At 55.5% G+C, this 13243-nt stretch carries 13 protein-coding genes, 1 pseudogene and 1 riboswitch; of the genes and pseudogenes, 11 read left to right on the forward strand and 3 right to left on the reverse strand.

Annotation, left to right across the window (positions count from 1 at the left end; genetic code table 11):
- The first annotated feature begins 14 nt into the window (after positions 1-14).
- The 7 genes from AOY23_RS15385 to rlmC all read left to right on the forward strand — a co-directional run bounded on the left by AOY23_RS15385 (position 15) and on the right by rlmC (position 6790).
- The gene (locus tag AOY23_RS15385) at positions 15-494 is read left to right on the forward strand and encodes a type III secretion system chaperone family protein (protein ID WP_054180233.1); all 480 of its coding nucleotides are present in this window, start codon (positions 15-17) and stop codon (positions 492-494) included.
- 383 nt (positions 495-877) lie between these two features.
- Complete coding sequence (gene potF, locus AOY23_RS15390; protein ID WP_054180234.1) at positions 878-1990, forward strand: spermidine/putrescine ABC transporter substrate-binding protein PotF; 1113 nt, start codon at positions 878-880, stop codon at positions 1988-1990.
- Positions 1991-2132: 142 nt separating this feature from the next.
- Entirely contained in the window at positions 2133-3266 is a 1134-nt protein-coding gene (gene potG, locus AOY23_RS15395) for a putrescine ABC transporter ATP-binding subunit PotG (RefSeq protein ID WP_152958577.1), read from the forward strand.
- A gap of 9 nt (positions 3267-3275) precedes the next feature.
- Complete coding sequence (potH, locus tag AOY23_RS15400) at positions 3276-4229, forward strand: putrescine ABC transporter permease PotH (protein ID WP_054180235.1); 954 nt, start codon at positions 3276-3278, stop codon at positions 4227-4229.
- On the forward strand, positions 4226-5071 hold the full coding sequence (gene potI, locus AOY23_RS15405) for a putrescine ABC transporter permease PotI (protein ID WP_054180236.1): 846 nt from the start codon (positions 4226-4228) through the stop codon (positions 5069-5071). Before potH ends, potI begins: the two co-directional genes overlap by 4 nt.
- 105 nt (positions 5072-5176) lie before the next feature.
- On the forward strand, positions 5177-5611 hold the full coding sequence (locus AOY23_RS15410) for a YbjO family protein (protein WP_054180364.1): 435 nt from the start codon (positions 5177-5179) through the stop codon (positions 5609-5611).
- Positions 5612-5653: 42 nt separating this feature from the next.
- Positions 5654-6790, forward strand: coding sequence for a 23S rRNA (uracil(747)-C(5))-methyltransferase RlmC (gene rlmC, locus AOY23_RS15415; RefSeq protein ID WP_054180237.1), 1137 nt, complete (start codon positions 5654-5656; stop codon positions 6788-6790).
- 34 nt (positions 6791-6824) lie between these two features.
- Here rlmC and metG read toward each other — a convergent pair whose 3' ends face one another.
- The gene (metG, locus tag AOY23_RS15420; protein WP_054180238.1) at positions 6825-8858 is read right to left on the reverse strand and encodes a methionine--tRNA ligase; all 2034 of its coding nucleotides are present in this window, start codon (positions 8856-8858) and stop codon (positions 6825-6827) included.
- A 136-nt stretch (positions 8859-8994) separates the two neighbouring features.
- Here metG and apbC point away from each other — a divergent pair, with 136 nt between their 5' ends.
- Positions 8995-10104: an iron-sulfur cluster carrier protein ApbC gene (apbC, locus tag AOY23_RS15425; protein ID WP_054180239.1), complete on the forward strand. Its 1110-nt coding sequence runs from the start codon at positions 8995-8997 to the stop codon at positions 10102-10104.
- A gap of 39 nt (positions 10105-10143) precedes the next feature.
- Here the strand turns inward: apbC and AOY23_RS15430 are convergent, their stop codons facing one another.
- Positions 10144-10473 carry an RcnB family protein gene (locus AOY23_RS15430; RefSeq protein WP_054180240.1) on the reverse strand — a complete coding sequence of 110 codons (330 nt, stop codon included), beginning with the start codon at positions 10471-10473 and terminating at the stop codon, positions 10144-10146.
- 196 nt (positions 10474-10669) lie between these two features.
- A pseudogene (locus AOY23_RS23035) lies at positions 10670-10771 on the reverse strand (fluoride efflux transporter CrcB); the annotation flags it as partial.
- A gap of 181 nt (positions 10772-10952) precedes the next feature.
- On the opposite strand from AOY23_RS23035, the gene AOY23_RS15435 reads away from it, so the two are divergent.
- The 3 genes from AOY23_RS15435 to thiD all read left to right on the forward strand — a co-directional run bounded on the left by AOY23_RS15435 (position 10953) and on the right by thiD (position 13213).
- Complete coding sequence (locus AOY23_RS15435) at positions 10953-11384, forward strand: nuclear transport factor 2 family protein (protein WP_054180241.1); 432 nt, start codon at positions 10953-10955, stop codon at positions 11382-11384.
- A 109-nt stretch (positions 11385-11493) separates the two neighbouring features.
- Positions 11494-11592: riboswitch (TPP riboswitch) on the forward strand.
- A 35-nt stretch (positions 11593-11627) separates the two neighbouring features.
- Positions 11628-12416 carry a hydroxyethylthiazole kinase gene (gene thiM / locus AOY23_RS15440; RefSeq protein ID WP_054180242.1) on the forward strand — a complete coding sequence of 263 codons (789 nt, stop codon included), beginning with the start codon at positions 11628-11630 and terminating at the stop codon, positions 12414-12416.
- Entirely contained in the window at positions 12413-13213 is an 801-nt protein-coding gene (gene thiD / locus AOY23_RS15445; protein WP_054180243.1) for a bifunctional hydroxymethylpyrimidine kinase/phosphomethylpyrimidine kinase, read from the forward strand. The genes thiM and thiD overlap by 4 nt, the downstream gene beginning before the upstream one ends.
- Positions 13214-13243: the final 30 nt, after the last annotated feature.

Below are 13243 nucleotides of genomic sequence, written 5' to 3' on the forward strand. Positions count from 1 at the left end.
AAGGTCTCAGGCATATGGCTTCACTCGTCGTTCCGGGTCTTGACACGTTACGTCAGTGGCTCGATGAACTCGGCATAAACTTTTTCGAATGCGATACCTGTCAGGCGTTGCACCTGCCGCATATGCAAAATTTTGACGGCATTTTCGATGCCAAAATCGATCTTCTCGATGATGTCATTCTCTTTTCCGCGCTTGCCGAAGTGAAGCCTTCCGCACTGCTGACACTCTCCGCCGATCTTTCTTCCATCAATGCCAGTTCGCTGACCATCAAAGCGTTCCTGGATATTCAGGATGATAATCTGCCGAAACTGGTGGTTTGCCAGTCTTTATCCGCCGGTGCCGGGGTGTCGCTTGAGCAATTCGCCTGGTTTGTCCGTCAGAGCGAAGAGCAGATTTCGATGGTGATCCTTGAGGCTTCAGCGCATCAGTTGCTCTACAAACCGGAAGAAGAAGATCTGCCAAAAGAAGAGATCCAGTACCATTTTCTTCACTGATCCCCCCTCAGATAAGCGCAGTCGCTGCCAGCGCGGCTGCCTGTTTTGTTTGATTATTCTGCGTTTAACCTTTCATTAAAGAATTATTCACCACCATTCCGCCGCGTTAGCTCTATCGAATAGAGTGATCTTGCATAAAAAAATTGATAAAAGGCGTTTTTTAATCTGAGCTATAGCCTGCAACCCTGGCTACAGTTATTCTTGCGATGCCCCGGTGTTATCCCATTAATAATGGTGGGATTACGCCGAAAGCGAGCTGTAACCGCAGGGGAGCGCCGTCTCTCCTTTTCTGTACACAATGACAAAATATGCATGGTTTTTGCATGCTTCCAGGCTCAAATATTTTGGTTCATTTATTAACAATCGTTGAGAAGGAAAGAGATATGACCGCTTTTAGTAAGAAATGGTTAACCGGTCTGGTGACGGGTGCACTGATGGCCGTGTCTGCTGGTTCGCTCGCGGCTGAACAGAAAACCCTGCATGTCTACAACTGGTCTGACTATATCGCGCCGGATACGGTGGCGAATTTCGAAAAAGAAACCGGAATTAAAGTTGTTTACGACGTATTTGATTCCAACGAAGTACTGGAAGGCAAACTGATGGCGGGCAGTACCGGGTTTGACCTGGTCGTTCCGTCTGCCAGCTTCCTTGAACGCCAGCTTGCGGCGGGTGTATTCCAGCCGCTCGACAAGAGTAAACTGCCAAACTGGAAAAACCTCGATCCGGAACTGCTGAAGCTTATCGCGCGTCACGATCCGGATAACAAATACGCGATGCCGTATATGTGGGCGACCACCGGTATTGGCTATAACGTCGATAAAGTCAAAGCCGCGCTGGGCGCGGATGCCCCGCTGAACAGCTGGGATCTGGTCCTGAAACCGGAAAACCTGGAAAAACTGAAAAGCTGCGGCGTTTCCTTCCTCGATGCGCCAGAAGAGGTGTTTGCCACTGTGCTGAACTACCTTGGCAAAGATCCGAACAGCACCAAAGCGGATGACTACACCGGCCCGGCGACGGAACTGCTGCTGAAGCTGCGTCCGAATATTCGCTACTTCCACTCTTCGCAATACATCAACGACCTGGCCAACGGCGATATCTGCGTGGCTATCGGCTGGGCGGGCGACGTATGGCAGGCGGCGAACCGTGCAAAAGAAGCGAAAAACGGTGTGAATATTTCTTATTCCATCCCGAAAGAAGGGGCGCTGGCATTCTTTGACGTGTTCGCGATGCCAGCGGATGCGAAAAACAAAGACGAAGCTTACCAGTTCCTGAACTACCTGCTGCGTCCGGACGTGATCGCGCATATCTCTGACCATGTTTACTACGCCAACGTCAATAAAGAGGCGACGGCGCTGGTGAGCGAAGAGGTTCGTAACAACCCTGGCATTTACCCGCCAGCGGATGTACAGGCCAAACTGTTCACCCTGAAAGTCCAGGATCCGAAGATTGACCGCGTACGTACCCGTGCATGGACGAAAGTCAAAAGCGGGAAGTAATTAGCGCGTTTCGACAGTTTTACCCGCCGGGCAGGCTCCATTGCCCGGCAGCAGGCGCACCACAACGGTGCGCCTGCACTACAAAGACTTTGTATGGCACCGGTCCATACTGATGCTTGTTTTTTTGCCGGAGAGCACCCGATTGAACGACGCGACCCCCCGCCCACAGGCGAAAACCCGCAAAGCGCTGACCCCGCTGCTGGAAATCCGCAACCTGACGAAATCCTTCGACGGACAACATGCCGTTGATGACGTCAGCCTGACCATCTATAAAGGCGAAATTTTTGCCCTGCTCGGCCCCTCCGGCTGCGGGAAATCCACGCTGCTGCGTATGCTGGCCGGGTTTGAACATCCTACTGCCGGGCAGATTGTGCTCGACGGTGTCGATCTCTCCAGCGTGCCGCCTTACCAGCGACCGATCAACATGATGTTTCAGTCCTACGCGCTGTTTCCGCACATGACGGTGGAGCAAAACATCGCGTTTGGCCTGAAGCAGGACAAACTGCCGAAAGCGGAAATCACCAGTCGGGTGCAGGAGATGCTCACGCTGGTGCATATGCAGGAGTTTGCCAGACGCAAACCGCACCAGCTTTCTGGCGGGCAACGTCAGCGCGTGGCGCTGGCGCGCAGCCTGGCGAAACGGCCAAAACTGCTGCTGCTCGACGAACCGATGGGCGCACTGGATAAAAAACTGCGTGACCGGATGCAACTCGAAGTGGTGGATATTCTTGAGCGCGTTGGTGTGACCTGCGTCATGGTGACTCACGACCAGGAAGAGGCGATGACCATGGCCGGGCGTATCGCCATCATGAACCGTGGCAAGTTTGTGCAGATTGGTGAGCCGGAAGAGATTTATGAGCATCCGACCACCCGCTACAGCGCAGAGTTTATTGGCTCGGTGAATGTCTTTGAAGGGCTGCTGAAAGATCGCCAGGACGATGGTCTGGTGATTGACTCGCCGGGGCTGGTACATCCGCTGAAGGTCGACCCGGATGCTTCCGTGGTCGACAACGTACCGGTGTACGTCGCGTTGCGCCCGGAAAAAATCATGCTCTGCGAAGAGCCGCCCGCGGACGGCTACAACTTTGCCGTCGGCGAAGTGGTGCACATCGCCTATCTCGGCGATCTCTCCATTTATCACGTGCGCCTCAAAAGTGGTCAGATGCTCAGCGCCCAGCTGCAGAATGCCCATCGCTACCGTAAAGGTCTGCCGACATGGGGCGATGAAGTGCGGCTGTGCTGGGATGCCGACAGCTGTGTGGTCCTGACGGTGTAAGGAGGGGCGATGAGTACATTAGAACCACCCGTTAGCGCCGTAAAACCGACGGGCTTTGCACCGTGGCTGGCGCGTATGCAGATGCGGCATGGCCGCAAACTGGTGATTGCGCTGCCGTACATCTGGCTTATTCTACTGTTTTTACTGCCATTCCTGATCGTGTTCAAAATCAGCCTCGCCGAGATGGCGCGGGCGATTCCGCCGTACACCGATCTTATTGAGTGGGCGGACGATCAGCTCTCGCTGACGCTGAATATCGGCAACTTCCTGCAACTGACCGATGACCCGCTCTATTTTGAAGCGTACCTGCAGTCGTTGCAGGTGGCGGCGATCTCTACGTTCTGCTGCCTGCTGCTGGGTTATCCGCTGGCCTGGGCGGTAGCGCACAGCAGACCATCCACGCGCAATATCCTGCTGCTACTGGTGATTTTACCGTCGTGGACCTCATTTTTGATCCGCGTGTATGCCTGGATGGGGATCCTGAAAAACAACGGTGTGCTGAATAATTTCCTGATGTGGGCAGGCATTATCGACCAGCCGTTGACGATCCTGCACACCAACCTCGCGGTGTATATCGGGATTGTCTATGCCTATCTACCGTTTATGGTGCTGCCGATTTACACCGCGCTGACCCGTATCGACTACTCACTGGTGGAAGCGTCGCTCGATCTCGGCGCGCGGCCGCTGAAAACCTTCTTCAGCGTGATTGTGCCGCTAACGAAGGGCGGCATCATTGCCGGTTCGATGCTGGTGTTCATTCCGGCGGTCGGGGAATTCGTGATCCCGGAACTGCTCGGGGGGCCGGACAGCATCATGATTGGTCGCGTGCTGTGGCAGGAATTCTTCAATAACCGTGACTGGCCGGTAGCGTCCGCAGTGGCGATTATCATGTTGCTGCTGCTGATTGTGCCGATCATGTGGTTCCACAAACATCAGCAAAAACAGATGGGAGAACACGGATGAACAATCTGCCAGTAGTGCGCTCCCCGTGGCGTATTTTTATTCTGGTGCTCGGGTTTACTTTTCTGTATGCGCCGATGCTGATGCTGGTGATCTACTCCTTCAACAGTTCAAAACTGGTGACGGTGTGGGCGGGCTGGTCCACGCGCTGGTACAGCGAGCTGTTTCATGACGACGCCATGATGAGCGCGGTGGGGCTGAGCCTGACTATTGCCGCGCTGGCGGCGACCATGGCGGCGATCCTCGGCACCATTGCCGCCGTGGTTATGGTGCGCTTCGGGCGTTTTCGCGGCTCCAACGGCTTTGCTTTTATGATCACCGCGCCGCTGGTCATGCCGGACGTGATCACCGGTCTGTCGTTGTTGCTGCTGTTCGTCGCCCTCGGGCACGCCATCGGCTGGCCGTCAGAGCGCGGTATGCTGACCATCTGGCTGGCGCACGTCACGTTCTGTACGGCGTATGTCGCGGTGGTGATCTCCTCGCGCCTGCGTGAACTGGATCGCTCCATTGAAGAGGCGGCGATGGATCTTGGCGCCACGCCGCTGAAAGTCTTTTTCATCATTACGCTGCCGATGATTATGCCCGCAGTGATTTCCGGCTGGCTGCTGGCGTTTACGCTGTCGCTCGACGATCTGGTGATTGCGAGTTTCGTTTCTGGTCCGGGCGCCACCACATTGCCGATGCTGGTGTTCTCCAGCGTGCGCATGGGGGTTAACCCGGAGATTAACGCCCTGGCGACGCTGATCCTCGGTGTGGTGGGGATTGTGGGTTTAATCGCCTGGTATTTAATGGCTCGCGCAGAAAAGCAGCGGGTGCGCGATATCCAGCGTGCAAGACGTGGCTGAAGGATTTACTATTTCCTCCGCGAAAGTGCCGCGCCTGTCGCGGCACAGTTTTCAGGGAAGTAAGCTGTGGGATTTTTTACCAAAACACGTCAGTCGCATGCCCGCATGAACGTCCCTGCCATTGTGCAGGTGGCGGCGCTCGCCATTATCCTGATCCGGGCGCTGGATTTACTGATGATCTTTAACCTGCTCGGTGTGCGCGGCATCATGGATTTTATCCACCGCAGCGTGCAGACGTGGAGCCTGACGCTGGTTTTCCTCAGTAGCCTGGTGCTGGTATTTATCGAAATTTACTGCGCTTTCTCGCTGGTGAAAGGGCGCAACTGGGCGCGCTGGGTATATCTGCTGACGCAAGTTATCGCCACCGGTTATCTCTGGGCGTCGTCGCTCGGTTACGGTTATCCGGAACTTTTCAGTATCGCCGGTGGCTCAAAACGGGAAATTTTACGCTCGCTGATGATGCAAAAACTTCCTGATATTCTGGTGCTGTTTCTGCTTTTTATCCCCTCCGCCAGCCGTCGGTTTTTCCGCTTACAATAACGGTGATACAATCCCCGCCCCTGAATGTATTAAGGCCTTTGTATGCAGTGCGCACTCTATGATGCCGGTCATTGTCGCTCCTGTCAGTGGATAGCGCAGCCGATCAGTGAACAACTCACGGCAAAAATGGATGATCTTCGCCATTTGCTGGCGTCCATGCCGGTGACAGAGTGGTGCGCGCCGGTCAGCGGCCCGGAGCAGGGGTTTCGTAATAAAGCCAAAATGGTGGTCAGTGGCAGCGTGGAAAAACCGCTGCTCGGCATGCTGCACCGCGACGGCACGCCGGAAGATCTGACCACCTGTCCGCTCTATCCGGCCTCGTTTTACCCGGTGTTTGCCGCCCTCAAACCGTTTATTGCCCGCGCAGGGCTGACGCCCTATAACGTCGCCCGTAAACGCGGCGAGCTGAAGTATCTGTTGCTGACCGAAAGCCAGCGCGATGGCGGCATGATGCTGCGTTTTGTATTGCGTTCGGAAAGCAAACTGGAGCAATTACGCGCGGCGTTACCGTCTCTACAGGCGCAATTACCGCAGCTTAAGGTCATCACCGCAAATATCCAGCCGGTGCATATGGCAATCCTGGAAGGAGAGCAGGAGATCTTCTTCACGGAGCAGCAGGCGCTGGCGGAGATGTTTAATGGTGTCCCTCTGTGGATCCGTCCGCAAAGCTTTTTCCAGACCAACCCGACGGTGGCGAGCCAATTGTATGCCACCGCCCGCGACTGGGTACGGCAACTGCCGGTTCAGCATATGTGGGATTTGTTCTGCGGCGTCGGCGGTTTTGGTCTGCACTGCGCGACGCCGGAAATGACCTTAACCGGCATTGAAATTTCGCCAGAAGCCATTGCCTGCGCGAAACAGTCTGCCGCGGAACTGGGATTGCAAAACCTGCATTTTCAGGCGCTCGACTCCACGCGTTTTGCAACCGGGCAGGGCGATATTCCCGATCTGGTGCTGGTCAATCCGCCGCGTCGCGGCACGGGTAAAGCGCTGTGCGACTACCTGAGCCAGATGGCACCGTCATATATCATCTATTCGAGTTGTAATGCGCAGACGATGGTCAGTGATTTCCGCCATCTTCCGGGGTATCGCGTTGCGCGCGTGCAGTTGTTCGATATGTTTCCGCATACCGCACATTATGAAGTGCTGACGCTACTGGTGAGAGCAGACGAGAAATAAATCGGGCAACGTTGCGTTGCCCGAAGTGTGATGGTTATTTGACCTGCTGGCCTGGCTGCGCACCGCTGTCCGGGCTTAACAGGAAGATGTCTTTCCCGCCAGGACCGGCGGCCATCACCATCCCTTCAGAGATGCCAAAGCGCATTTTACGCGGCGCCAGGTTAGCGACCATTACCGTCAGACGACCAATCAGCGCCTGCGGGTCCGGGTACGCGGAACGAATGCCGGAGAAGACGTTACGTTTCTCGCCGCCGAGATCCAGCGTCAGACGCAGCAGCTTGTCAGAGCCGTCAACGAATTCCGCGTTTTCAATCAACGCGATACGCATATCCACTTTCGCGAAATCATCAAAAGTGATGGTTTCCTGAATCGGATCGTCCGCCAGCGGGCCGGTAACCGGAGCGGCAGCGGCTTTCACCTCTTCTTTCGAAGCTTCTACCAGTGCTTCCACCTGCTTCATCTCAATGCGGTTATACAGCGCTTTGAAGGCGTTGACCTTGTGACTGAGTAACGGCTGCTGGATAGCGTCCCAGGTCAGTTCGGTGTTGAGGAACGCTTCGGCGCGCTCAGTCAGTGACGGCAGTACCGGCTTCAGCCAGGTCATCAGCACACGGAACATGTTCAGACCCATGGTGCAGATAGCCTGCAGATCGGCATCGCGGCCTTCCTGCTTCGCCACCACCCACGGTGCCTGTTCATCAACGTAGCGGTTGGCGACATCGGCCAGCGCCATGATCTCACGGATCGCTTTGCCGAATTCACGGCTTTCCCACGCTTCCGCGATGGTGTCAGCAGCGTCAACGAAAGTCTGATATAGCGCCGGATCAGCCAGTTCAGCCGCCAGCACGCCGTCGAAACGTTTGGCGATAAAGCCCGCGTTACGGGACGCCAGGTTAACCACTTTGTTGACGATGTCAGCATTCACGCGCTGCACGAAATCTTCCAGGTTCAGGTCGATATCGTCGATGCGAGAAGAAAGTTTCGCCGTGTAGTAATAGCGCAGACTGTCGGCATCAAAATGGTTCAGCCAGGTGCTGGCCTTAATGAAGGTGCCGCGTGATTTCGACATCTTCGCGCCGTTCACCGTCACATAGCCGTGAACGAACAGGTTGGTCGGCTTGCGGAAACCGCTGCCTTCCAGCATCGCAGGCCAGAACAGGCTGTGGAAGTAAACGATATCTTTGCCGATGAAGTGATACAGTTCGGCGTCGGAATCTTTCTTCCAGTATTCGTCGAAGCTGGTGGTGTCGCCGCGCTTGTCGCACAGGTTCTTGAAGGAGCCCATATAGCCGATCGGCGCATCCAGCCAGACGTAGAAATATTTGCCAGGCGCGTTGGGAATTTCAAAACCGAAGTACGGCGCATCGCGGGAGATATCCCACTGTTGCAGGCCGGATTCAAACCACTCCTGCATTTTGTTCGCCACCTGCTCCTGCAGCGCGCCGCTGCGGGTCCATGCCTGCAGCATTTCGCTGAACGACGGCAGGTCGAAGAAGAAGTGTTCAGATTCACGCATCACTGGCGTCGCGCCGGAGACCACCGATTTCGGATCGATAAGCTCAGTCGGGCTGTAAGTCGCGCCGCACACTTCGCAGTTATCGCCGTACTGATCCGGCGATTTACATCTCGGGCAGGTGCCTTTCACAAAACGGTCCGGCAGGAACATGCCTTTTTCCGGATCGTAGAGCTGAGAAATGGTGCGGTTTTTAATAAAACCGTTCTCTTTCAGACGCGTGTAAATCAGCTCCGACAGCTCGCGGTTTTCGTCGCTGTGTGTGGAGTGATAGTTGTTGTAGCTGATATCAAAGCCAGCAAAATCGGTCTGATGCTCCTGACTCATTTCGGTAATCATCTGCTCCGGGGTGATCCCCAGTTGCTGCGCTTTCAGCATGATTGGCGTGCCGTGAGCATCGTCCGCGCAGATGAAGTTAACCTCGTGGCCGCGCATTCGCTGGTAACGGACCCAGACATCAGCCTGGATATGCTCCAGCATGTGGCCGAGGTGGATTGAGCCGTTGGCGTACGGCAGCGCGCACGTTACCAGAATTTTTTTCGCGACATGAGTCATAGTGGATATTACTTCTTTGATAGTGAAAAGGGCTTTCGATATTACCAAAAGGGTCATTATTAAGTAAGCACAAACCTGAGCCTTTCAGGTAAACTTGTTGATTAACGCGTTTACTCACAAGAACAAAGGAGTCGGGATGAGTTCACAATCCCAGGCCACTTCCCCGGAGCGCCTGCGTGCAATGGTCGCCGGGACGCTGGCCAATTTTCAGCACCCAACCCTGAAGCACAACCTGACGACGCTGAAGGCGTTGCATCATGTCGCCCTGCTGGACGACGTTGTGCATATCGAAATTCAGATGCCGTTTGTCTGGCAGAGTGCGTTTGAAGCGCTGAAAGACCAGTGCAGCGCTGAACTGCTGCGCATCACTGGCGCGAAAGCGATCGACTGGAAGCTGTCGCACAGCATCGCCACGATGAAACGCGTGAAGAATCAGCCGGGCGTCAACGGCGTGAAAAATATTATTGCCATCAGCTCCGGTAAAGGCGGCGTGGGGAAATCCTCCACGGCGGTAAACCTGGCGCTGGCGCTGGCAGCCGAAGGGGCGAAGGTTGGTATTCTGGACGCCGACATTTACGGTCCGTCGGTACCGATGATGTTAGGTGCGGAAGACCAGCGCCCGACGTCGCCGGACGGCACTCACATGGCACCAATCATGAAATTTGGTCTGGCGACTAACTCTATCGGTTATCTGGTCACTGACGACAACGCCATGGTGTGGCGCGGCCCGATGGCCAGCAAAGCGCTGTTGCAGATGCTGCAGGAGACCCTGTGGCCGGATCTGGACTATCTGGTGCTGGATATGCCGCCAGGCACCGGCGATATCCAGCTGACGCTGGCGCAGAATATCCCGGTTACTGGTGCTGTCGTGGTAACGACGCCGCAGGACGTAGCGCTGATCGACGCCAAAAAAGGCATTGTGATGTTCGAGAAAGTGGATCTGCCGGTGCTGGGGATTGTCGAAAACATGAGCATGCATATCTGCAGCAACTGCGGTCATCATGAGCCGATTTTCGGCACCGGTGGCGCAGAGAAACTGGCGCAGCAGTATCACACTGAATTGCTCGGCCAGATGCCGCTGCATATCAGTCTGCGTGAAGATCTCGATCGCGGCACCCCGACCGTGGTCAGCCGCCCGGAGAGTGAATTTACTGCATCTTATCGTCAGCTGGCTGGCCGTGTGGCCTCGCAGCTGTACTGGATGGGCGAAGTGATCCCGAGCGAGATTGCGTTCCGCGCGGTGTAATGTCAGAGGGTGCTACGCGTGTGGCGTAGCACCTGTCTGTTAGCGGTGGTAGAAGATATCGCCGTCGTAGGCTTTCAGGATTTTGCCGTCCGCTTCCGAAACCAGCACGTAGTTCTCACCCATGTAAGTCCAGTACGTTCCCGCATCCGGTGCTGGCAGGTTACGCAACTGCCACTGTTTAATCTTGTATTCATCAGTGCGATACAATTCAGGCACGGTGTCACCGATTTTGAAATGGGTAAAATCGGCGATGAATCCATCGAGTTCATATTTTTGCAGGCCTGAGGTCGCTACCGTTGCCGGTGCGGCCCAGCTTGCACCCGCCACTGCCAGCAATGCGCTGAGAAACAGCAATCTACACTTACCCATTATTTCTCCACAAAATCAGTCTGGTACCAGCCCCGCAAAATCACAGGCGTGAGCAGGGGAAAGATTATCTTAATGGAATCAGAGAATAATATGTTCAGGAAAAATTGTAACCAGGTTGAACATAAACGCGATGAATAACCGGATTTCTCTGAACTTCTCCGGCAGCATCACAGCACCGTCATGACGAGGAACCCGGCAGCGTCCCGGGCGGCAGGTTGGGAAATAAACTGTTCAGTTTCGCCGACAGCCACCAGCGAAGTATACACCCCGCAGAGCCGTCAACAATCACCGCCAGTATCCACGGTCAGGTGGTTGACGTACTCCATTGACTGCGACCCAGGCTGAGAATTTTCACAGCCTGTGATGCACCTCAATAAAACATCGTTTCTCTTTTAGTAAAAACATATTCCATAAAAATACTATCAAGTCTGACTATTCATACAAAAAATAAGTACCCGTGAAAATCACAGGAGATAACAATGAAGAAACTAATGTGTACGGCATTACTGTTGTTAAGCAGCACCTGTTTTGCACAAAGCGCGGATGTGAAAGCGGTGAATGATGCCGTGGAAAACATGCGTCTTGCTATGCTCAGTGGGCAAAAATCCAGCCTCGAAAAGGTTGGTTTGCCTTCCCTGAGCTATGGACATTCCAGCGGTGTTATCCAAAACAATGCTGAATTTGTAGATGCTATCGTCACCGGCAAATCACAGTTTAAGACGTTGAATCTGAACGATCAGACCGTCCAGGTTGATGGCGACGTTGCGATTGTCCGTCATATTCTGGAAGCCAAAACCAACGACAGCGGTAAGCCGGGTGAAGTGAAAATCGGGGTGATGCTGGTCATGAAAAAAGACAGCGCTGGCGCGTGGAAGCTGTTAGCTCGTCAGGCGTATAAGCTCCCGCAATAATGTCGCGCACTGAACTGAGAAAAGGGCACTGCGGTGGCCTTTTCTTATTTTTGCTGTCCCGCGTTTGGCGTTTACAAGACCGCCTGCGGGCATTATCCTGAAATGGATTTTTAATGACTCGGGGTGCCCTTCACACGGTGAAGGCTGAGAAAGACCCGTACCACCTGATCTGGATAATGCCAGCGTAGGGAAGTCAGAGACCTGCCCGGTCATCGCTTCTTCACAACCTGGCAGGAGCATACCATGCCATCTGACCTGCTTAGTCCGGCGCACATCGCGCAGTCCTTACATTCGTTCCGCACCCGTTCTCCGCTCGTGCATTGCATGACCAACGACGTTGTTCAGACGTTTACCGCTAACGTTCTGCTGGCGCTCGGTGCGTCACCGGCGATGGTGATTGATCCTGATGAAGCCGCCGAGTTTGCGGCTGTCGCCGATGCGTTGTTGATAAACGTCGGTACTTTAACGACAGATCGCGCCACAGCGATGCAGGCGGCGATCGGTAGCGCAGTGAAGGCGGGAAAACCCTGGACGCTGGATCCGGTCGCCGTCGGCGCGTTGTCGCTGCGTACCCGCTTTTGCCAGCAAAGTTTACATTTGCAACCTGCCGCCATTCGCGGTAACGCCTCTGAAATCATGGCGCTTGCCGGAATGAGCCGGGGAGGGCGCGGCGTCGATACCACCGACACGGCTACCGCCGCTGTCCCGGCCGCGCAGAAACTGGCGCAGCAGAGTGGGGCGATTGTTGCTGTAACCGGGGAAACGGATTATGTCACCGACGGCGAGCGAACCCTTGCGGTGGCGGGTGGTTCTCCGTTGATGACTCGCGTGGTCGGCACCGGTTGCGCGCTGTCGGCGGTGGTCGCTGCGTTCTGTTCCTTGCCGGGCGATCGGCTGGTCAACGTCGCTGCTGCTTGTGGCGTCATGAAACAGGCAGGCGAGATGGCTGCGCGAAACGGCAACGGGCCGGGGGCATTCGAACCCGCATTCCTTGATGCGCTGTACGCGCTTAGCGGGGAGGCACAGAAATGAAACGTATTAATGCTCTGACCATTGCCGGAACAGACCCGACGGGCGGTGCAGGTATTCAGGCTGATCTGAAAACCTTTTCGGCGCTCGGCGCGTATGGCTGCGCGGTGATCACCGCACTGGTGGCGCAAAATACTCTCGGCGTGCAGTCGGTTTATCGTATTGAACCGGATTTTGTCGCCGCACAACTCGATTCAGTGTTCAGCGATGTGCGCATCGACACCACCAAAATTGGCATGCTGGCGGAGACGGATATCGTCGAAGCGGTGGCGGAGCGACTGCAACGCTACCGCATTCAGAATGTGGTGCTCGATACCGTCATGCTGGCGAAAAGTGGCGATCCACTGCTGTCGCCGTCGGCGGTCGAGAGCCTGCGCAAACATCTTCTTCCGCAGGTGTCGCTGATCACGCCGAATCTGCCGGAAGCGGCTGCGCTGCTGGATGCGCCGCATGCGCAGAACGAGCGGGAAATGCTCGAACAGGGACGCGCGCTCCGGGCGCTGGGCTGCGAGGCGGTACTGATGAAGGGCGGGCATCTGGATGACGCCGAAAGCCCGGACTGGTTGTTTACCGCCGCAGGCGAGCAGCGGTTTACCACCCCGCGCGTTCCGACGAAAAATACTCACGGCACCGGCTGCACGTTGTCGGCGGCGCTGGCGGCGCTGCGCCCGCGTCATAATAACTGGCTGGAGACCGTGCCGGAGGCGAAAGCGTGGCTGTCAGCCGCGCTGGCGCAGGCGGATTCGCTGGAAGTGGGGCATGGAATTGGTCCAGTGCATCACTTTCATGCGTGGTGGTAGTATACTGGCAGGAGACCACTGCCAGGAAAA

This window comes from Trabulsiella odontotermitis (assembly GCF_001297775.1).
GTDB lineage: Bacteria > Pseudomonadota > Gammaproteobacteria > Enterobacterales > Enterobacteriaceae > Trabulsiella > Trabulsiella odontotermitis.